21 protein-coding genes are annotated in these 20,383 nt (G+C 66.7%); 13 read left to right on the forward strand and 8 right to left on the reverse strand.

Annotated elements, in window-relative coordinates; genetic code table 11:
* Window positions 1-25: 25 nt before the first annotated feature.
* Window positions 26-1,747 carry a methyl-accepting chemotaxis protein gene (locus AC3RCC_RS19780; RefSeq protein ID WP_492256333.1) on the reverse strand — a complete coding sequence of 574 codons (1,722 nt, stop codon included), beginning with the start codon at window positions 1,745-1,747 and terminating at the stop codon, window positions 26-28.
* A gap of 273 nt (window positions 1,748-2,020) precedes the next feature.
* Here AC3RCC_RS19780 and solA point away from each other — a divergent pair, with 273 nt between their 5' ends.
* The 4 genes from solA to AC3RCC_RS19800 all read left to right on the forward strand — a co-directional run bounded on the left by solA (window position 2,021) and on the right by AC3RCC_RS19800 (window position 6,969).
* Window positions 2,021-3,160 carry an N-methyl-L-tryptophan oxidase gene (solA, locus tag AC3RCC_RS19785; RefSeq protein WP_492256334.1) on the forward strand — a complete coding sequence of 380 codons (1,140 nt, stop codon included), beginning with the start codon at window positions 2,021-2,023 and terminating at the stop codon, window positions 3,158-3,160.
* A 113-nt stretch (window positions 3,161-3,273) separates the two neighbouring features.
* Window positions 3,274-4,437, forward strand: a complete 1,164-nt coding sequence (locus AC3RCC_RS19790; RefSeq protein ID WP_492256335.1) for a multidrug effflux MFS transporter — start codon at window positions 3,274-3,276, stop codon at window positions 4,435-4,437.
* A gap of 109 nt (window positions 4,438-4,546) precedes the next feature.
* Window positions 4,547-5,146 carry a TRAP transporter small permease subunit gene (locus AC3RCC_RS19795; RefSeq protein ID WP_492256336.1) on the forward strand — a complete coding sequence of 200 codons (600 nt, stop codon included), beginning with the start codon at window positions 4,547-4,549 and terminating at the stop codon, window positions 5,144-5,146.
* A gap of 152 nt (window positions 5,147-5,298) precedes the next feature.
* Complete coding sequence (locus AC3RCC_RS19800) at window positions 5,299-6,969, forward strand: TRAP transporter large permease (protein WP_492258808.1); 1,671 nt, start codon at window positions 5,299-5,301, stop codon at window positions 6,967-6,969.
* Window positions 6,970-7,081: 112 nt separating this feature from the next.
* Here AC3RCC_RS19800 and AC3RCC_RS19805 read toward each other — a convergent pair whose 3' ends face one another.
* The 3 genes from AC3RCC_RS19805 to AC3RCC_RS19815 form a co-directional block, all read right to left on the reverse strand.
* Entirely contained in the window at window positions 7,082-7,486 is a 405-nt protein-coding gene (locus AC3RCC_RS19805; RefSeq protein WP_291635032.1) for a porin, read from the reverse strand.
* A 165-nt stretch (window positions 7,487-7,651) separates the two neighbouring features.
* On the reverse strand, window positions 7,652-8,746 hold the full coding sequence (locus AC3RCC_RS19810) for a TRAP transporter substrate-binding protein (RefSeq protein WP_291635031.1): 1,095 nt from the start codon (window positions 8,744-8,746) through the stop codon (window positions 7,652-7,654).
* 267 nt (window positions 8,747-9,013) lie between these two features.
* Complete coding sequence (locus AC3RCC_RS19815) at window positions 9,014-10,099, reverse strand: TRAP transporter substrate-binding protein (RefSeq protein ID WP_492256337.1); 1,086 nt, start codon at window positions 10,097-10,099, stop codon at window positions 9,014-9,016.
* A gap of 332 nt (window positions 10,100-10,431) precedes the next feature.
* Between AC3RCC_RS19815 and speB the strand changes: the two genes are divergently transcribed.
* Entirely contained in the window at window positions 10,432-11,484 is a 1,053-nt protein-coding gene (gene speB, locus AC3RCC_RS19820; protein WP_492256338.1) for an agmatinase, read from the forward strand.
* A 246-nt stretch (window positions 11,485-11,730) separates the two neighbouring features.
* Entirely contained in the window at window positions 11,731-12,963 is a 1,233-nt protein-coding gene (locus AC3RCC_RS19825; protein ID WP_492256339.1) for an MFS transporter, read from the forward strand.
* Between the two features lie 14 nt (window positions 12,964-12,977).
* Here AC3RCC_RS19825 and AC3RCC_RS19830 read toward each other — a convergent pair whose 3' ends face one another.
* Window positions 12,978-13,577, reverse strand: a complete 600-nt coding sequence (locus AC3RCC_RS19830) for a TetR/AcrR family transcriptional regulator (protein WP_452119568.1) — start codon at window positions 13,575-13,577, stop codon at window positions 12,978-12,980.
* A 156-nt stretch (window positions 13,578-13,733) separates the two neighbouring features.
* Here AC3RCC_RS19830 and AC3RCC_RS19835 point away from each other — a divergent pair, with 156 nt between their 5' ends.
* From AC3RCC_RS19835 to AC3RCC_RS19860, 6 genes are all read left to right on the forward strand, one after another.
* Window positions 13,734-13,949: a hypothetical protein gene (locus AC3RCC_RS19835; RefSeq protein WP_492256340.1), complete on the forward strand. Its 216-nt coding sequence runs from the start codon at window positions 13,734-13,736 to the stop codon at window positions 13,947-13,949.
* Window positions 13,950-14,370: 421 nt separating this feature from the next.
* Window positions 14,371-15,144, forward strand: coding sequence for a transporter substrate-binding domain-containing protein (locus tag AC3RCC_RS19840; RefSeq protein WP_291635021.1), 774 nt, complete (start codon window positions 14,371-14,373; stop codon window positions 15,142-15,144).
* Window positions 15,145-15,215: 71 nt separating this feature from the next.
* Entirely contained in the window at window positions 15,216-15,926 is a 711-nt protein-coding gene (locus AC3RCC_RS19845) for an ABC transporter permease (protein ID WP_291635019.1), read from the forward strand.
* Window positions 15,923-16,639 carry an ABC transporter permease gene (locus AC3RCC_RS19850; protein WP_291648772.1) on the forward strand — a complete coding sequence of 239 codons (717 nt, stop codon included), beginning with the start codon at window positions 15,923-15,925 and terminating at the stop codon, window positions 16,637-16,639. Before AC3RCC_RS19845 ends, AC3RCC_RS19850 begins: the two co-directional genes overlap by 4 nt.
* Before the next feature lie 96 nt (window positions 16,640-16,735).
* Complete coding sequence (locus tag AC3RCC_RS19855; RefSeq protein WP_291635016.1) at window positions 16,736-16,990, forward strand: type II toxin-antitoxin system ParD family antitoxin; 255 nt, start codon at window positions 16,736-16,738, stop codon at window positions 16,988-16,990.
* Complete coding sequence (locus tag AC3RCC_RS19860; protein WP_492256341.1) at window positions 16,990-17,277, forward strand: type II toxin-antitoxin system RelE/ParE family toxin; 288 nt, start codon at window positions 16,990-16,992, stop codon at window positions 17,275-17,277. The genes AC3RCC_RS19855 and AC3RCC_RS19860 overlap by 1 nt, the downstream gene beginning before the upstream one ends.
* 14 nt (window positions 17,278-17,291) lie before the next feature.
* Here the strand turns inward: AC3RCC_RS19860 and map are convergent, their stop codons facing one another.
* Window positions 17,292-18,044 (reverse strand): type I methionyl aminopeptidase, encoded by a 753-nt coding sequence (map, locus tag AC3RCC_RS19865; RefSeq protein WP_492256342.1) that lies wholly within the window; start codon window positions 18,042-18,044, stop codon window positions 17,292-17,294.
* A gap of 280 nt (window positions 18,045-18,324) precedes the next feature.
* On the opposite strand from map, the gene AC3RCC_RS19870 reads away from it, so the two are divergent.
* A complete protein-coding gene (locus tag AC3RCC_RS19870; RefSeq protein WP_291635009.1) occupies window positions 18,325-19,191 on the forward strand; it encodes an NAD(P)-dependent oxidoreductase in 867 nt (288 codons plus the stop codon).
* Window positions 19,192-19,276: 85 nt separating this feature from the next.
* On the opposite strand, the gene AC3RCC_RS19875 is transcribed toward AC3RCC_RS19870, so the two are convergent.
* Both AC3RCC_RS19875 and AC3RCC_RS19880 read right to left on the reverse strand, forming a co-directional pair.
* Window positions 19,277-19,915 carry a uracil-DNA glycosylase family protein gene (locus tag AC3RCC_RS19875; protein ID WP_291648768.1) on the reverse strand — a complete coding sequence of 213 codons (639 nt, stop codon included), beginning with the start codon at window positions 19,913-19,915 and terminating at the stop codon, window positions 19,277-19,279.
* Entirely contained in the window at window positions 19,915-20,379 is a 465-nt protein-coding gene (locus AC3RCC_RS19880) for a hypothetical protein (protein ID WP_291635005.1), read from the reverse strand. Before AC3RCC_RS19880 ends, AC3RCC_RS19875 begins: the two co-directional genes overlap by 1 nt.
* Window positions 20,380-20,383 lie beyond the last annotated feature (4 nt).

Genomic DNA, 20,383 nt, shown 5'->3' on the forward strand with positions numbered 1-20,383 from the left:
CCGGCTCCCGCCGCGCAGCGAGGCCTCACATCCGATAAGCCATGCGCACAGCGCCCCAATGGCGGCCATTGATGCGCAGCGGCGCATCGACCTCGCGCATCAGCTGCATGCCGGCGCTTCCCATGTCGCGATGATAGGACTGGACCAGGAAGGGCCTGGTCGAGCGGGCCGCCATGATGCCGGCGCGGTCGTCGAAAATGCGCCGGTCGCGGCTATAGGCGGGGTCCCAGCCGCGGTCGCCGGGGCGCTGCGGCTGCGAGTATTGCGGGTGATGTACCGGGATATAGCCGTTGCGGTCGATCGCGACGGCAAAAACCAGACGGGTATCGCTCTTCAACGCTTCGGCCAGCACCGGTGGCAGGATCTTTTGCAGGACCGGCAGGGCACGGTTGCGGAACTGCGGCGGCTCCGTATCGGGCAGAGACTGATAGTCGGTATCGAAGAGATCGTCCTCAGCAAGCTGACGCCGGCCGAGCGCATCCTCGAAGGCGAGCGCGACCTGGCGCGAGAACAGCTGCGCTCTTTCGATCAGCGGACGATAGCCGTCCTCGACCTCGGCCAGGCGCAGGCGCAGCGCCGCCGAGCCCTGACCGTCATCGTCCTCGAAGGCGACATGCAATCCAAGATCGCTGCGCGCCTTGACCCGGCATGCGAGCGCCGGCAGGCCATCGATGGTGATCTCGCCCAGCGCACCCAGAGGCAGGCGCAGCTCTTCGGCGCAGGCGAGCAGCGTGCCGCCGAAGCCGAGATCGATGGTCTGCAAGGCGTGGCTCTGACCCGCAACCGCCAGAACGGCAGGAAGCTCGGTCGGAAACCGGTCATGCCGGCGCCGGTCGGCGAACAGGGTCTGACGCAAGGTCGGAACGAAGCGCTCCAGCAGGCCGTCGGCCTGGCGCGCCCCCTCTGACAGCGCCCTGCGCGCGCCGGCGCTCTCGTCCGCCGCGGCCAGCGCGACCCGGTCGACATCGCTGACGCGCTGCTGGACCGTCTCGATGAAACGGGCCGTGACCTCGGCCGAGCGCGAGAGCTCCGCCGCCGCAGCGGCTTGTTCCTGCGAGGCCTCGCCGATCGTCGCCATCACCGGATTGACGTCGCCGACCAGACGGAAGGCGTCGCTGACGAAGGAGGCCGAGCCCTGCGCATTCAGGTGCAGCCGGTCGACCCGGCCGCGAATATCCTCGACGGCGTCGCGGACTTCGAGCGAGAGCGACTTGACCTCCTGCGCCACCACGCCGAAGCCCCGGCCGGCCTCTCCGGCGCGCGCCGCCTCGATCGTGGCGTTGAGGGCGAGCAGATTGGTCTGGCGGGCGATGTCGGCGATCGCATCGACGATCGAGCGGATCTCGCTGGTCGCCAACGCCAGGTCGCTCATCATCCGAGCCGCCTCGGCGGCGCGGGTCGCGGCGCTGTCGAGCATGTCCCTGGCGCCCAGCATCGAAGCCCCGACCCGCTCGGCCGCCTCGGAAACCTGCAGGGTGGCGCTGGCAAGCGCCGAGGAATTCGTGCTGGCGGTGAAAGTCACATCGCGCAGCTCGGCCATGCCGCCATGAATCTCACGCGAACGCGCTTCGGAGCGGGCGGAAAACTCCTCGGCCCGGTCGAGCCCGTCATTCAACCGGCGCATCGCGGCGACGACGTCGTTCTCGAGTTCGTTGATGGCTTCGCCGATAGGCGGCTCGGGCTGCGCTTCCGGCAGTTCCGGCGCGACCACAGGCTCGGCCAGCGCCACCGCCCCAGTGGCCGGCATGGCAGGGCCGCCGCGGCCCAACAGACGCCGAACTGAGCGAGCAAGCATAGGCCGTTCCCGTAAAAAGGCGCATACCGGCCCAGTTTGCAGCAAACAGCGTTAACAAATCCTCTGCTGGTCCCCCCTGCACCGCGCAATGGCCTCGGGCAGCGCGGCGAGGATGAGCCCACCGCGCATATGCGCGCGGCGGGCATGGACCGGGACTGGCCAGCCGGACTAGATTAAGCCCGTTTTCCGGCCACGACCGGCCCGCTGCCGAGGATGATGACAGCAATGACTGCGCCCCATTACGACGTGATCGTCGCAGGCGTCGGCGCCATGGGATCGGCCACCTGCTGGCATCTGGCCAAGCGCGGATTGCGGGTGCTGGGGCTCGAGCGCTTCGACCTCGGCCACGCCATGGGTTCCTCGCACGGGCTGACCCGGATCATCCGCCTCGCTTATTTCGAGGGCTCACATTATGTGCCGATCGTGCGCCGGGCGCACCAGCTCTGGCGCGAGACCGGCGAGGCCGCGGGGCTGAAGCTGCTGCATGTCACCGGCTCGCTCGATCTGGCGCCGGAAGGGGCCGGCCCCGTCGAATCCTCGCTGCAATCCTGCCTCGACCACGGCCTGGAGCATGAGGTGCTGGGCCATGACGAGATCGCCAGGCGCTTCCCGGCTTTCCAGCTCCCCGCCGGGCACCAGGCGCTCTGGCAGCCCGATGGCGGTTTCGTCGCCTCGGAGAAGGCGATCTTCGCCCATGTCGGCCTCGCCCAGTCGAAAAGTGCGGAGATCCGCACCGGCGAGCCGATGCTCGACTGGCGCCCGACCGCCGATGGCGGCGTGGTCGTGCGTACCGAGCGCGGCAGCTATTCGGCCGGTCGGCTGGTGATCACCTCGGGCGGCTGGATCGCCGACGCGGTCCCCGCCTTGGCAACGCGCGTCAGAACCGTGCGCCAGGCCATCGGCTGGTTCACCACGCGCCGGCCCGAACTGTTCCGCGAGGGCGTCTTCCCCGTCTTCATCCTCACCGTCGAGGAAGGCAATTTCTACGGCTTCCCGCTCTATGAGCATCCCGGCTTCAAGCTCGGCGGGCCGCATTTCGGGCGCGAGCCGATGGATCCGCGCGACCCCGACCGGACGCCGAGCGCCACTCAGTTGCGCCTGATCCGCGAATGCCTGGCGCGCTATCTGCCCGACGCGGCCGGCGATCCCCTCACCGTGAAGGGCTGTGTCTATACGGTCTCGCCCGATGAGGGCTTCGTGATTGACGCCGTGCCGGGCGTGCCGCAAGCCGTCTTCGCCTCGGCCTGCTCCGGCCATGGCTTCAAGTTCGCCAGTGCCATCGGCGAGATCCTCGCCGATCTCAGCACCGGCACCCCGACGCCCTTCGATCTTTCCCCCTTCGCGCTCGCCCGCTTCGACGCCTGAGCCCATCTCGCCCGACTGGAGCTTGCCTTGGCTACCGCCGCCCAGAATCGCAGCGGCATCCTCGCCATCGCGGCGCGGATGCCGCGGCAAACACCGGAAGGCGGCAAGCCGCGATGAGCCCGAAGCGCCCGACCCTGCTGATCCTGGTCGCGATCTCGACGCTGCAGCCGATCGCCCTCAACATGGTCGCGCCGGCGACACCGGCGCTGGCGCGGGCCTTTTCGGCCAGCTACGCCACGATCCAGCTGACCCTGACGCTGTTCCTCGTCGCCGTCGCCGCGACGCAGCTCGTCGTCGGCCCGCTCTCCGACCGGTTCGGCCGGCGCCCCTGCGTGCTTGCAGGTATCGTCGCCTTCATCGCCGGCTCGGCACTCGGGGCGCTCGCCGAGACCACCGAGGCGCTGCTCTTCTCGCGGGTGCTGGAAGGCGCGGGCGCCGGCACCACCTTCGCTCTCGCCCGCGCCATCATCCGCGACACGTCGAGCCGCGACGAGGCGGCCGGGCAGATCGCCTCGGTGACGATGGTGATGGTCGTCGCCCCCATGCTCGCCCCTTATGTCGGCGGCCATATCGAGACCTGGTTCGGCTGGCGGATGATCTTCTGGACGATGACCGCGGCCGGGGTGGCGGTACTGGCGCTGACCACGCTGCGCCTGCCCGAAACCGCGCCGGACGTCGGCGTCAGCACCTCGCTGCTCGGCGTTTTCCGGGCCTTCCCGGCGCTCGCCGCCGATCGCGGCTTCATCATCGACGTCGTCGCGCTGGCGATGACCTCGGCCTCCTTCTTCGCCTTCATCGCCGCCGCCCCCTTCATTGTCGTCGAGACGATGGGGCGCGGCTCCGACGTCTATGGCGCCTATTTCATCCTGAACGCCCTCGGCTACATGATCGGCAATTTCGCGATGTCGCGCCTCGCGATCCGGGTCGGCACGGCGCGGATGGTGCGGATCGGGCTGGCGATCTCCTTCGTCGCGCTGAGCGCCGCCTTCGCGATCTCGCTGTCGGCGCATTGGACGCCGCTCACCCTGTTCCTGCCGCTTGCCCTGAACGCCATCGGCAACGGTTTGACAATACCCGGCGCGACGGCTTCCGCGCTCTCGGCCAGGCCCGAACTCGCAGGCTCGGCAGCCGGTCTGATGGGTGCCGTTCAGCTCGGTTCCGGCGCGCTGGCAACGATCGTGATCAGCGCGGCAGTCATCGTCTGGCCGCAGGCCCTGATGGCGATGATGTGGCTGATGCTTGCGGTGGCGCTGCTCGCGCTGCGCTTCGGACGCTGATCCACAGCGCGCCTCAGACATAATCTTGCGCGCCATGTAGCATTGGTATAACCGCCCTTCTTGCGGCGCATAATGCTGCCATAATCGCCAGATGCCAGGGAGGCCTGCAGTGGAAGGACCACTCGCTTTCAGCCGCATGATCGACAAGATCAATCGCGAGATCGGAAAGAAGGTCGCCTGGCTGATCCTGCTCGCCGTCATCGTCGCCACCGTCAACGCCATCGTCCGCAAGCTCTTCAGCGTCTCCTCCAATGCCTGGCTCGAGCTGCAATGGGTGCTGTTCGGTGCGGTCTTCCTGCTCTGCGCCTCCTGGACGCTGCAGGTGAAGGAGCATATCCGCATCGACATCGTGAACAGCATGCTGCCCAAGCGCGTCCAGCAATGGATCGACCTGGTCGGCCATGTGCTCTTCCTGATGCCGTTCGCCCTGCTCATCGTCTACCATTCGGTGCCGTTCTTCCTGCGCTCCTATGCGATCAACGAGCAGTCGCTTTCGGCCGGCGGCCTGCCGCAATGGCCGGCCAAGGGCCTGGTCGTGGTCGGCTTCGTGATGCTCGTCTTCCAGGGCGTCTCGGAGATCATCAAGCAGGTCGCGATCATGCGCGGAAAGCTCGACGACGACGACAGCTCGCGCGGCCATGCGGCCGCCGCCGAGGCCGAGGCCCAGCGCCTGCTCGACCAGGCGAAGGCCGAAGGCCTCGCCCCGTGAGCCCAGCAGCAGATTCCCGGAACGCTTCCATGACCCTCGCCCGCTCCGCCCGCGCCTGCGCGCTGCTGCTCGCGCTCAGCGCCGCCGCCTTCTTCAGCCTGCATACCGGCGAGGCCCAGGCCGCCGGCTTCGGCGACTTCATCCGCGAGAACATGGCGCCGGTGATGTTCGCCGCGCTCGTCGTCTTCCTGCTGCTCGGCTACCCCGTCGCCTTCGCGCTCGCCGCCAACGGCCTGCTCTTCGCCCTGGTCGGCATCGAGCTCGGCATGTTCCAGGAGAACTTCCTGCAGGCCCTGCCGGAGCGCATCTACGGCACGATGAACAACGACGTGCTGCTCGCCATCCCGTTCTTCACCTTCATGGGGCTGGTGCTGGAGCGCTCGGGCATGGCCGAGGACCTGCTCGACACCATCGGCCAGCTCTTCGGGCCGATCCGCGGCGGCCTCGCCTATGCGGTGATCTTCGTCGGCGCCCTGCTCGCCGCCACCACCGGCGTCGTCGCCGCCTCGGTGATCTCGATGGGCCTGATCTCGCTGCCGATCATGCTGCGCTACGGCTATGACCGGCGCCTCGCCACCGGCGTCATCGCCGCGTCGGGCACGCTCGCCCAGATCATCCCGCCCTCGCTGGTCCTGATCGTGCTCGCCGACCAGCTCGGCCGCTCGGTCGGCGACATGTACGAAGGCGCCTTCGTGCCCGGCCTCGTGCTCTCGGCGATGTATGCCGGCTATGTCTTCCTGATCACCATCGTCTATCCCAAGCGCGCGCCCGGCCTGCCGCCGGAGGCCCAGACCCTGCGCGATGCCGACGGCAAGACCAGGCGCTTCTCGCTGCTGGTGGTGACGCTGATCTGCTTCGCCGTCGCCTATGCCTATATGAAGCTCTTCACCAAGCTCAATGCCGGTGCCGACTTCGTCATCCTGACCATGTCGATCATGGTCGCGGTCGCCTTCGTGATCGCCCTCGCCAACAAGATCCTGAAGCTCAACCTGCTCTCACGCATGACCGAGCAGGTGATCTTCGTGATGGTGCCGCCGCTGGCGCTGATCTTCCTCGTGCTCGGCACCATCTTCATCGGCCTCGCCACCCCGACCGAGGGCGGCGCCATGGGCGCGGCCGGCGCGATCCTGCTCGCCTGGGGCAAGAAGCGCATGACCTTCGACCTGCTGCGCCAGGCGACGGAGTCGACCGCCAAGCTCTCGGCCTTCGTGCTCTTCATCCTGGTCGGCGCGCGGGTGTTCTCGCTGACCTTCTACGGCGTCAACGGCCATCTCTGGGTCGAGCACCTGCTCGTCGGCCTGCCCGGCGGCGCCACCGGATTCCTGATCGTCGTCAACGTGATGGTCTTCCTGCTCGCCTTCTTCCTCGACTTCTTCGAGCTCGCCTTCATCATCGTGCCGCTGCTCGGACCGGCCGCCGACAAGCTCGGCATCGACCTGATCTGGTTCGGCGTCATCCTCGGCGTCAACATGCAGACCTCGTTCATGCATCCGCCCTTCGGCTTCGCCCTGTTCTTCCTGCGCTCGGTCGCGCCCAAGGAACGCTACAAGGACAAGGTCACCGGCAAGATGATGGAGCCGGTCACAACCGGACAGATCTACTGGGGAGCCGTACCCTTCGTCGTCATCCAGTGCATCATGGTCGCCCTCGTCGTCTTCTTCCCGCAAATGGTCATGCACTACAAATCTTCCGCAGTGCAGCTCGACCAGCAGCAGATCAACAAACAGTTCGACTCAATCCAGATACCAGGACTGGGCGGTGGCGGACCGGGCGGACTGCCGGGGCTGGACCTCAACGCGCCGCCGACGCTCAACCTGCAATAGCGCTGCGGCAGCGACCGCGATCAAGAAAGCCCCGGATCATGGTGATCCGGGGCTTTCTTGCATTCGGGACACACTGCCTCAGGCCGGAAACGGCGCAGAGAAGGGCTGTCGCCTACCAGCGCTGCCAATTGCCTTCATTGAGATTGTTGTCGCGCCGGACGCGACCGCTGATCACCGCGCGCATCTCACCAACCGGAGACGGGCTGCGCGCCTCGCCATAGAGCATCGCCTCGGCGTTCGAACCGAAGCTCCCGCGCGAGCTGCCATTCTGCGAACTCTTGCCGAACTCGACACGAACGCCACCGCCCACCCTGACGCAGGCCGAGGAGCCCTCGAGGCGGACGAAGCCCGGCCCATATTCAGGACAGGGCCGCGCCGTGGCCGCCGGCGCAGGGCGCGCCGCAGCCGGCTTGCTCTTCGCTGGTCCTCGTCCGGGGATGGGCTCGCCGATCGACTGGGCTGCGACGAAGCCCGGCAAGGCGCAGAGGGCGAAGACCGTTGTGAACAGGAGTTTCATCTGCGTCCGGACACCAGGGCGATTGCGGGAGTGTAACGCTGAAAACAAGGCCCTGCTAGGGCAAGCCAGCCGCTGAAACCAGCGAAAACCCCAGCCTTGCGGCCGGGGCTCGTCGCTGGTCGTATGACCGCCTTTCGGCCCGCGGCGGCCGAACCGGCTTTGGCTTCAGAGATGATTAGCGGCGCGCGCCCTGATCAGGAAATTGTCATAGGTGTATTCAGCGATCTGGAACCAGAGATACTGATCCCCGCGGAAGGCCGACATTGCCTCATAGAGCTTCTTGAAGTCGGGGTTCTTGGCGCTCGCCTCGGCATAGACCTCCTTGGAGGCCTTGAGGCAGGCCTCGAGGATCTCCTGCGAGAAAGGCCGCAGCTGCGCGCCGCCGCCGACCAGCCGCTTCAGCGCAGCCGGATTGCGGGCATCGTATTTCGCCTGCATGTCGACATTGGCGAGGCCGGCAGCGGTCGCCAGGATCGATTTGTAGGTCTTGGGCAAGGCTTCCCATTTTGCCGTGTTGATGAAGAAGTGCAGGGCTGCGCCGCCTTCCCACCAGCCGGGATAGTAGTAATAGGGCGCGACCTTGTTGAAGCCGAGCTTCTCGTCATCGGCCGGGCCGACCCATTCGGCGGCGTCGATCGTGCCCTTCTCCAGCGCCGGGTAGATGTCGCCGCCGCCGATCTGCTGCGGCACGACGCCGAGCTTGGAGACGACCTGCCCGGCGAAGCCGCCGATGCGCATCTTCAGGCCTTGCAGGTCGGCGACCGTCTTGATCTCCTTGCGGAACCAGCCGCCCATCTGGCAGCCGGTATTGCCGCCGGGAAGCGCGTAGATGTTGTGCTTCTTGTAGAACTCGTTGAGCAAATCCATGCCGCCACCATGGTAGAACCAGGCGTTTTGCTGGCGCGAATTCAGGCCGAAAGGCACCGCGGTGCCGAAGGCGAAGGTCGGATCCTTGCCGACATAGTAATAGGACGCCGTATGGCACATCTCGACGGTGCTGTTGGTGACGGCATCGGCCGCCTGCAGCGCCGGAACGATCTCGCCGGCGGCGAAGACCTGGATCTGAAACTTTCCGTCGGTCGCTTCCGAGACGGCCTTCGAGAGGACCTCCGACGCCCCGAAGATCGTATCAAGCGACTTCGGAAAGGACGAGGTGATCCGCCATTTCACCTCGGGCATGGACTGCGCGATCGCTGGTGCGGCAATGGCGCTGGCGGCGGCGCCGGCACCGGCGGCCTTCAGGAATAGACGACGCTTCATGTGGCTGGCTCCTCCCAGAGCGCTGGAGGCGCGCCGGTGTTTCCGGTTCGCGCGCGGCCCCAGAAAAGCGGCGCCGGAACGAAAGCGCAAGAAAAAAGCATATCGACCATGCAAATTTCGCATGGCGTACGACTTTAGTCCGATCGCGCCGCCGACATCGGCGCGGATGGCGCGCTTCCGGGAACCGCACATGAAAAAGCCCGGCCAAAGGCCGGGCTTTCGCAATTTCAACAGGCGCAGCGAGCGAGCACCCGCCCGCCCGAGGGCTCAGCGGGCGCGCGAACGGACCTGGAAGATGTCGAAGGTCAGCTCGGCCACCTGCCACCAGAGATACTGGTCGTTGCGGAAGGCCTGCATCGCGTCAATGGCCTTCTTGAACTCGGGGTTCTTGGCCGAAATCTCGGAATAGAGCTCGTTCGAGGCCTTCAGGCAGGCCTCGAGGATCTCCTGCGAGAACGGACGCAGCTGCGCGCCAGCACCGACCAGGCGCTTCAGCGCGGCCGGGTTCTGAACGTCGTATTTCGAGATCATCGAGTTGGTGGCATAGGCGCAGGCCGCGTTCAGCGCCGCCTGGTAGTTCTTCGGCAGCGAGGCCCACTTCTCGGTGTTGATGAAGGCGTGGACCGCCGGGCCGCCCTCCCAGAACCCCGGATAGTAGTAGTACGGAGCCACCTTGGCGAAGCCGAGCTTCTCATCGTCATAGGGACCGACCCATTCGGCGCCGTCGATCGTGCCCTTCTCGAGCGCCGGATAGATGTCGCCGCCGGCGAGCTGCTGCGGCACGACGCCGAGCTTGGCCATGACCTGGCCGGCAATGCCGGCGATGCGCATCTTCAGGCCCTGAAGATCGGCCGCGGTCTTGATCTCCTTGCGGAACCAGCCACCCATCTGGGCTCCGGTCGCGCCGCACTGGATAGCGTGAACATTGTACTTCTTGAAGAACTCGTTGAAGAGCTCGCCACCGCCGCCATGCGAGAGCCAGGCGTTCTGCATGCGGGTGTTGAGGCCGAACGGCACCGAGGACGGGATCGCGAAGGTCGGATCCTTGCCGACATAGTAGTAGGCGACGGTGTGGCACATCTCGACGGTGTTGTTCGAGACGGCGTCCAGCGCCTGCAGGCCGGGGACGATTTCGCCGGCGGCAAAGACCTGGATCTGGAACTTACCGTCGGTCAGCTCCGAAACCATCTTCGCCAGCGTCTCGCCGCCGCCATAGATGGTGTCGAGCGACTTCGGGAAGCTCGACGTCAGACGCCATTTCACTTCAGGATTGGACAGGGCGATCGCCGGCATGGCGATGGCGGACGCGGCAGCACCGGCGGTGGCGGCCTGGATGAACTGACGACGCTTCATTATGGGCATCTCCTCGGTAGGACCATTATCACCGCGCCGCCGTGAGTCGGCACCGCTGCTTGAGACATTGGACTGGCGATCAGGATGTGATGCAGTGGCGACATGAGCCTGGCGCCCGGTTGATCCGCGATCGCCATCATCGGCTTCAAATCTAAACCTGCACGGTTTGTGGGCAGCGCTCCCCGATCGTTGCAGGACCGGAACCCAGGCCGGGGATGCTCGACAAATGCGTCCCTGGCATGGCACGGCTGCATCACAAGCGCATGATCCAATCCCGGAACGCAGTCAACCTCGCCCTTTGGCGAATCCGCCCGCAGCGAAGAGAGCGCATCATGAATCAGGATCGGCTGGCGAAACTGAGGGCCCGCTATGCTGGGGCCAGTGGCGCCGATATCCATGATCCCCGCTTCGCGGAGGTCGCCGCCGGCCAGTTCAAGGGCGATCGGCGCAAATGGCCCTTCTCCGACGTCGCGACCTTCGTCAACGCACCTTACCGGCCCGATGCGCTGTCGCAGCCCGATCTCGGCGGCCTCGACGTCGCGATCATCGGCCTGCCGATGGATCTCGGCGTGACCAACCGGGCGGGCACCCGGCTCGGGCCGCGCGCCGTCAGGGCGGTCGAGCGGATCGGGCCGATGGATCATAGCCTCGGCACGGCGCCGCTCGGCATGCTGAAAGTCGCCGATATCGGCGACGTGCCGTTCCGCTCGCGCTATTCGCTCGAAAGCTGCCACGAGGATATCGAGGCCACCTTCAAGACGATCGTGAAGGCCGGCGTCTCGACGCTCGCGGTCGGCGGCGACCATTCGATCACCTATCCGATCCTGAAGGCCGTCGGCGAGAAGCGCCCGGTCGGCATGGTGCATATCGATGCCCATTGCGACACGTCAGGACCCTATGAGGGCTCGAAATTCCACCATGGCGGGCCGTTCCGTCAGGCGGTGCTCGACGGCGTGCTCGATCCGGAGCGGGTGATCCAGGTCGGCATCCGCGGCGGCGCCGAATATCTCTGGGAGTTCTCCTACGAGTCCGGCATGACCGTGATCCATGCCGACGAGGTCGACCGGATGGGGGTCGACGCCGTGATCGCCAAGGCGCTCGCGGTGATCGGCGACGGGCCGACCTATGTCTCCTTCGACGTCGATTCGCTCGACCCCGCCTTCGCCCCCGGCACCGGCACGCCCGAGGTCGGCGGCCTGACGCCGCGTGAGGCGCTCGCCATCCTGCGCGGACTGAAGGGGCGCGATATCGTCGCCGCCGACGTGGTCGAGGTCGCGCCGCAATACGACGCGACGAGCAACACCGCGCAATGCGCGGCGCAGGTCTTGTTCACCGAGCTCTGCCTGATCGCCGAGGCACGCGCCGCCGGCAAGGGCCGGCTCTGACAGAGCGGCCCATCTGCCAGCGCGCAACCGGCATCGCTCGGCCCGCTGCGGTTCGTGGCGGTTAGTCCAGCGATCCTGCCAGGTTGGTCGGCAACGGAGCTCGCCATGCCAAGGAGGCATGGCGAGCCCGCCTTGGCGCTCGCGCCATGCAAATGACTTGCGTTGAAGGCAACGCGGCGGCAGTATGCTGCGATGCAGCACGCGTGACGTGCCGCACCAACGACATCCCATTTTCGGACGAGATACATGCCCCCCGCCAGCACGGGCGACGCCGCCATGCGTCCGCTCGCCGAACCGGCACGACGCACCGGCCTGATCCTGTTCGCCCTCGCTCTGGGCGGCTTTGCCATCGGCACCGCCGAATTCGCGGTGATGAGCCTGCTGCCCTATTTCTCGGCCGGGCTCGGCATCGACGAGCCGACCGCCGGACATGTGATCAGCGCCTATGCGCTCGGCGTCGTCGCCGGTGCGCCGGTGATCGCGGTGCTCGCGGCCCGGGTGGCGCGGCGGACGCTGCTGATCGCCCTGATGGCGGCCTTCGCCATCGCCAACGGTCTCAGTGCGCTCGCCCCCTCCTATGGCTGGATGTTGCTGTTCCGCTTTCTCAGCGGTCTGCCGCATGGCGCCTATTTCGGCGTCGCCGCGCTGGTCGCAGCCTCGCTGGTACCGGCGAACCAACGGGCGCAATCAGTCGCGCGGGTCATGCTCGGCCTGACCATCGCGACCATCCTCGGCGTGCCATTCGCGAATTTCCTGGGCCAGACACTGGGCTGGCGCTGGGGTTTCGGCATCGTCGCCGTGCTGGCTCTCGCGACCGCCGTCATGGTCGCCGCCTTCGCGCCAAAGGACGTACCACAGACCGGCGCGAGCCCCTTGCGCGAACTCGAGGCGCTGCGGAGCCGGCAGGTCTGGCTGACGCTGGCGATCGGCGCCGTCGGCTTCGGGGGGATGTTCGCGGTCTACACCTATGTCGCCTCGACCTTGATGGAGGTGACCGGCGTCTCGGCAGCGACGGTGCCGGCGGTCCTCGCGATCTTCGGGCTCGGCCTGACGGCCGGCACGCTCGTCGCCGCTTGGGCGGCGGACCGGGCGCTGATGCCCGCGATCGGCGCGATCCTGTTGTGGAGCGCGGCCTCGCTGGCGCTGTTTCCGCTGGCGGCGGGGAACATCTGGGCCGTATCGGTGGTGGTCTTCATGATCGGCTGCGGCGGCGGCCTCGGCGCCGCCCTGCAGACACGGCTGATGGACGTCGCCGGAGAGGCGCAGACGCTCGCCGCCGCTCTGAACCACAGCGCCTTCAACACCGCCAACGCGCTCGGCCCCTGGCTCGGCGGCATGGCGATCGCGGCCGGCTATGGCTGGACCTCTACGGGCTGGGTCGGTACGGGCCTGGCGCTCGGCGGCTTTGCCATCTTCATGGTGGCCTTGTGGGACATGCGGGCAAGCGGCAGCGCCCCCCTGCCCGCTCCGGCCGAATAGCGAGCGCCCCCGGCTCAGCCCGGCAGCGGCGCAGCGACTAGGCGCATCGCCGCCGGAATTGCCGCGCGGCCCGCGTCGAGCTGGTCCGTCAGCACATAATACCAGTTGAAGCCGACATAGAGCCCAAGCCGCATCTCGACTTCATCCAGGCCGATCTCACCACGCGCCACCGCCGCCGCGAACAGGGCGCGGACATCGCACAGACGCTCCGGCAGGAATTTGTCGCGCAAGGCGGCAAGCGCCGCGGCATCGTTCTGGGCTTCCGCGACCAGAGCACGAAACGTCCGGCCGGACGGCGTGTCACGCCAGAAATCCCAGAGCGCGGCGGTATAGAGGGCAAGATCATCCGCCAGGCTACCGGTCGCCGCGGCCTTCACCATCGCCTTCTCGGCGGCGTAGACCTCGATCAGCAGTTCGGCCTTGTTCTTCCACCAGCGATAGATCGTCGGCTTTCCGGCTCCGGCCCGCCGGGACACGGCGTCGATCGAGAAGCCGGCATAGCCCTCCTCCGCGAGAACCGCCCGCGCCGCCGCGAGAATCGCCGCCTGCGATGCCGGGTTGCGGCGCGCGCCGATAGAGGCACGGCGCGGCGCCGAGCGGTCAGTCGCGTTCATTCTTGTCCCACTGCTTCCACCAACCACGCGTGGTGCCTCCTTGCGCCGGCTCCGGCGGCCAGCCTTCGCTCACCAGGCCAGCGCCGCCCCTTGATATCGAAACGATCCGTATCTATCAATCCAATCGAAACGATACGTTTCGTTATGGAGACTGATATGTCCCTTCCATCCTCGGCCTCAGCCTTGCTAGCCCGCCTGCGATTTCTCGCAACGCTGATGCTCGGCGCCTATCTCCTGATCAATCTGCTGCTGTCGGCGCTCGCGCCGCTGACATCCGGCTGGTCGACCTGGTCGGTCACCGCCCTCGCCGTCCCGCCAATGGTTCTCGGAATGGTCTATCTCGTCATCCCGATCGCGCGTCGCCAGGGCTGAAGCGCCACCGCTCCGAGGCCGCAGGCGCGGCGCGGCCGCGATCGAATCGGGCGCACTGGCCGCCAGCCCGGCAGCCGGTGCTCCCAGCCTTTTTCTCCTTCCACTGGAGGAAACGCCTGCGCCCTGAGGCGCTCCAAGAACAGGCCGAAGCGCCGCAGCGCCGGATTTGCTTCGGCAACGCGCTGGCCAGCCGCGGACGAATTGCGCTTTCGTCGCAAGATCCGACAAGCGCCAAAGGCGAGAAAATCCGCAAATAATCGAGCCAAAGCAAAGCCTTGCAGTGCATTTTTCTTGTGCCGGAAGGCTCAGAAAAGCTGCAAGGCGCCCCTTGCGGGCAAGGCCCGTGATCGCACAATCTGCGCGCACAAGCCGGAACGGGAGCTCGAAACGCCCTGCCTGGCGAACCCAAAGGGGAGGCACCATGAAAGGTTTCGTTCGCTTCATCGCCGCCGCAGCGCTCACCGCCATCGGCGCCACCGGTGCCCTGGCGCAGGCCAAGGAATGGAAAGAGGTCAGGATCGGCACGGAAGGCGCCTATCCGCCCTACAACAACCTCAACGCCAAGAAGGAGCTCGAGGGCTTCGAGATCGATTACGGCAACCTGCTCTGCGAGAAGATGAAGGTGAAGTGCACCTGGATCGTGCAGGACTGGGACGGAATCATCCCGGCGCTGCAGGCCAACAAATACGACATCATCATCGCCGGCATGAACGCCACCGATGAGCGCAGGAAGCAGGTCGACTTCACCTCGCCCTACAGCAAGACCCCGATCTGGATGGTCGGCCCGAAGGCGACGACTTCCACCGACATCTCCCCCGCCGCCCTCAAGGGCAAGGCGATCGGCGCGCAGGGCTCGACGATCCACGCGAATTTCCTCGAGAAATTCTACAAGGACTCGACCGCGCGGCTCTATCCGACCCAGGAAGAGGCCAATCTCGACCTGCTGAACGGCCGCCTCGACTACATCGTCGCCGACGCGCTGGCGCTGGCCGACTTCCTCAAGGGCCAGGGCAAGGATTGCTGCAAGCTCATCGCCGAAGTGAAGCGCGACGACGCGATCCACGGCGCAGGCGTCGCCGGTGCGGTGCGCAAGTCCGATACCGCCCTCAAGGCAATGTTCGACAAGGCGATCGCCGAGACGATCGCCGACGGCTCGCAGAAGAAGCTCGAAGACAAGTGGTTCAAGTTCAACTGACCCTTGGCTGAGGCCTGCCCGCCGGCCGCACCAGGCCGGCGGGAACCACTCCCTCACGCGCCGGCTCTCCCATGCTCGACAAATTCGCCCTGCTCGGCTTCGGCCCCGGCGGCTGGGGATGGGCCCTGCTGCAGGGCGCCGCCATCACCATCTCGATCGCCCTCGCCACCCTGCCCTTCGGATTGGCGCTCGGCCTGATCGTCGCGCTCTGCAAGCGCTCGGAGAGTATCGTCCTGCGTGCCTTCGCCACGGTCTACACCACGGTGTTCCGCGGCGTGCCCGAGCTGCTGACGCTCTACATCATCTATTTCGGCATCCAGATCGTGGTGCAGAAAATCTGGTCGGGCTTCTCGATCCCGCCCTTCGTCGCCGGCATGGTGGCGCTCGGCATGGTGCTCGCCGCCTTCTCCAGCGAGGTCTGGGTCGGCGCGCTGAACTCGATCCAGAAGGGCCAGCGCGAGGCCGCCGCCGCGCTCGGCCTGTCCAAGCCGCAGGCCTTCCGCCTGGTCGTCTTCCCGCAGCTGATCCGCGTCGCCCTGCCCGGCCTCGGCAACAACTGGATGGTGCTGCTGAAGGAGACCTCGCTGGTCTCGGTGATCACGCTGCCCGACATCATGTTCATCACGACGCGCGCCAATGTCGTGACCAAGGAACCCTTCCTGTTCTTCGGCGCGGCGATGCTGATCTATTTCGGTTTCTCGCTGATCTCCGCCTGGGGCATCGGCAGGATGGAGAAGCGCACCAATCGCGGCTATGCCGCCTTCGGCGGGACGACGCGATGAACTGGTGCGAATATCCCGGCTATTTCGTCGGCTCCGAGGTCTTCCAGAACTATGGCTGCCGCATGTTCGGCGGCCTCTGGGTCACCTTGCAGCTCGTGGTGATTTCGGTCGCGGTCGGCTTCGCGATGGCCGTCGGTCTCGCCGTCGCCCGGCTCTACGGCCCGCGCTGGGCGCAGGTCGCGATCAACGGCTACACTACCTTCTTCCGCGGGACGCCGCTGCTCTGCCAGCTCTTCCTGGTCTATTACGGTTTCGGCCAGTTCCGCCTGTTCTGGCAGGATATCGGGCTCTGGTGGTTCTTCCGCGAGCCGTTCTATTGCGCGGTCTTCACCTTCACGATCAACACCGCCGCCTACCAGGCCGAGATCCTGCGCGGCGCGATCCAGTCGATCCCGCGCGGCCAGTTCGAGGGCGCGCTGGCGCTCGGCCTGCATCGCTGGTCGAGCCTGCGCCATGTCATCCTGCCGCAGGCGATGATCCTGGCGCTACGCCCGCTCGGCAACGAGCTGATCGTGATGATCAAGGCGAGCGCCATCGCCTCGCTGGTGACGCTGTTCGACCTGATGGGCGCGACGCGGCTCGCCTTCGCGCGCTCCTTCGACCTGTCGATCTATCTCTACGCAGCCCTGATCTATCTCGCTTTGACCGAGCTGATCCGCAGGGTCTGGGACCGGCTGGAACTCAGGCTGACCAAGCATCTGGCGATGCGGTAGGGCACCGTCTCTTCAGCCCTGCCTCGCGGCCGAAGCACTCCCAGAAATTGACAATCTTTGCCAAAGATTGTCATGCTCTATGCAGCGGAGATCGACATGGCCACGATGAACATATCCCTGCCCGCTGCGATGAAGGAATGGGCGGAGGCGCAGACCGAAACCGGCCGCTACGCCAATACGAGCGACTATGTGCGCGACCTGATCCGCCGGGATCAGGAGCGCAACGACAAGATCGCAGCCATGCAGCATTTCGTCGACGACGGCTTGAAAAGCGGCGTCGGCACGCGATCGAGCGAGGCCCTCTTCACAGCCGCCGTGAAGCGTGCCGCACTGCCGTCCGGCGATGACTGATGGGCTTTCGCCTGACCCAGGCGGCGGAAGACGACATCATCGGCATCGCCGAACAAGGCGTGCGTCTATTCGGCCCGATCCAGGCCCGGCGCTATCATGACGAGCTGTTCGCGCTGTTTGGCGTGCTCTCCGCCTATCCCCGCCTCGTACGCGAGCGCCTGGAACTGTCGCCACCGATGCGCATCTATCCGTTCAAAGCGCATATCGTCGTCTATCGCATCGAAGCGGGCGGCGACGTCCTGATCGTCCGCATCCGCCACGCCCATGAAGATTGGGGCGAGGCATAGGTCACGAGCCGCGCTCAGGCCGGCAGGGTCAGGATCAGCGGGCCGTTGGCGGTCGCGACCACGGTGTGCTCGAACTGGACGGTCGGGGCGCGCGGCTCTGAATAGAGGGTCCAGCGGTCGTCGCCCTCATTCTCGGCCCAGTCGGCGCCCAGCGACAGGAACGGCTCGACCGTGAAGACCAGCCCTTTCTGCATGACACGGCGCTCGGAGCGCTCCGGCCAGGTCGCGATCTCCTTCGGCTCCTCGTGAAGCGAGCGACCGATGCCGTGGCTGGCGAGGTTGCGGACCAGGCTGTAGCCGTTCTTCTGTGCGAAACGGCCGACGGCCTGACCGATTCCAGCCAACGGCTTGCCGGCGCCGACCTGGCCGAGCCCGGCCCAGAGCGCCCGCTTGCCGTCGCGGCAGAGTCGCTCGATCCGGCGGTCGACGGGCGGCACGGTGAAGGAAGCGCCGGTATCGGAGAAATAGCCGCCCTTCTCGGCGGAGACGTCGATGTTGACGAGGTCGCCGGCGACGATGCGGCGCTGCCCGGGGATGCCGTGAGCCACTTCCTCGTTGATGCTGATGCAGGTCGCGCCGGGGAAGCCGTAGACGGTCTCGGGCGCCGAGCGCGCGCCATGCCGTTCGAGCATCTCGCGGCCGATCGCGTCGAGCTCGGCGGTCGTCATGCCAGGCTCGAGCGCCTTGCCCATCGCTGCAAGCGTCTCGGCGACGATGCGACCGATCTCGCGCAGCGCCTGCAGTTCGTCATCATTGCTGATCGTCATGCACGGTTCCCTGCCGGATTTCCGGCGGGCGGGCAAGGCATCGGGAGCGCAGCTCCGGATGTCGTGAGCGCAGACGTGCGTTTAGGGACAGGCGGCCTTGGCACCGAGCCGCCTTCCCAGGGTCGCGCCCGCGCGCTAAACGCGCTTGGAAGGCAGAGCATCTCCGCGCTTCTTTGAAACGCACAAATGCTCTAGTGCCTTGTTCTGTCGCATTTTCTTCACGCGAACCGGTCCCCACTTCGCTCGAAAATGCTCTAACGAACCGGAATGGAGCAGTCCCATGGCCAAAGTCGCTTTCCTCGGTCTCGGCGTGATGGGCTATCCCATGGCCGGCCATCTCAAGGCCAAGGGCCATGAGGTCACCGTCTACAACCGCTCCCCCGCCAAGGCGCAGGCCTGGGTCGCGCAGCATGGCGGTGCTTCGGCGCCGACGCCGGCCGATGCCGCCAAAGGCCAGGAGATCGTCTTCTGCTGCGTCGGCAATGACGACGATCTGCGCTCTGTGACGACCGGTGAAGGCGGCGCCTTCGCCGCCATGGGCAAGGGCACGGTCTTCGTCGACCACACCACCGCCTCGGCGAATGTGGCGCGCGAACTCGATGCCGCGGCGAGCGCCGCTGGCTTCGGCTTCATCGACGCGCCGGTCTCGGGCGGGCAGGCCGGCGCCGAGAACGGCGTGCTGACCGTGATGTGCGGCGGCGACCAGGCGACCTATGCCCGCGTCGAGCCGGTGATCGCGAGCTTCGCCCGGATGTGCAAGCTGATGGGCCCGGCCGGTGCGGGCCAGCTCACCAAGATGGTCAACCAGATCTGCATCGCCGGCCTCGTCCAGGGTCTGTCGGAAGGCGTCCATTTCGCCAAGCGCGCCGGGCTCGATGTCGAAGCGATGCTCGAGGTGATCTCGAAGGGCGCCGCCGGCTCCTGGCAGATGGAGAACCGCGGCAAGACCATGAACGCCGGCAAGTTCGATTTCGGCTTCGCGGTCGACTGGATGCGCAAGGACCTCGGCATCGTGCTCGACGAAGCCCGCCGCAACGAGGCGACGCTGCCGGTCACAGCGCTGGTCGACCAGTTCTACGCCGACGTCCAGAAGCTCGGCGGCGGCCGCTGGGACACCTCCAGCCTGCTGAAGCGCCTGGAGAAGTAAGGGCGCCCTGCCCTTCCCGCATCGTCATTCCGGACAAGTCGCGTAGCGACGCAGCTCCGGAATGACAGCTCACAGCGGCATCAGATTATCCCGCCAGCCGCGCCACTTCGGCGCGCAGGACCGGCAGAAGATCGGCCTCGAACCACGGGTTCTTCCTCAGCCAGCCATTATTGCGCCAGGAAGGATGCGGCAGCGGCAGGATGCGCGGACGCCGCTCCTGCCCGAGGATGGCGCGCCAATCGGCGACGGTCGCGGTCAGATCGGCCGCCGCCTTCGGACCGAGATGCCAGGCCTGCGCATAGCGGCCGATCACCAGCACGAGTTCGACCTCGGACAGGCCGGCGAGCACGCGTGCCCGCCAGGCCGGCGCGCATTCGCGCCGCGGCGGCAGATCGCCGCCCTTGCCGTCCAGACCCGGAAAACAGAATCCCATCGGCACGATCGCAACGCGCGTGCCGTCATAGAAGCGCTCCTTGTCGAGGCCGAGCCAGTCGCGCAGCCGGTCGCCCGAGCGATCGGTGAAGGGCCGTCCGCTGGCATGGACACGGGTCCCCGGCGCCTGGCTGGCGATCAGCAGCCTTGCGCTCGCCGTCGCCTGGATGACCGGCCGCGGCTCATGCGGCAATCGCGGCGGATAAAGCGGCGCATCGCGACAGAGGCGGCAGGCCCGCAGCTCGGCGAGGACGGCGTCGAGGGGTTCGGGCGCCGCTCGTTCCCGCGGCATCATCGGCCGGCCAGCCAAGTCGCCCCGCCCAGCCGGCGCGAAATCAGCCCGTCACAATTCCAGGCCGGAAGCTTCTCGGTATGGCGGTGCGGATCGCCCGGCTCGATGGTGGCGACGCCGTTGATGCGGCCCTCGCGCTGGGTCCGCAGCACATAGAGCTGACCGCTGCGCTCCACCGTGAAGCAATAGGTCCGACGCGTCTCGTGCGGGCCGTAATAATAGCAGACCGCCTCCTGCGTCGTGGTCCAACAGGCATCGCGGTTGAGGACGTGCCGGTTATGGCCGGTGGCCCGACCGTCCTTGTGGTGGAACTCGCTGAACGGGCGGCCATTATTGTAGCGGCCACTCACCGTGTTGCCCTCGAAGAGCAGGCGGATCTCCTCGCCGGACAGGCGCTCTGCGGCGGAGGCGGGCATGGCCAGCGCGGCGAGCGCGATCAGCGCAGCGGCGCGGCGGCGCGCCATTCGG

The sequence above is a fragment of the Allobosea sp. GW823-FHT01F03 genome (genome assembly GCF_058798075.1).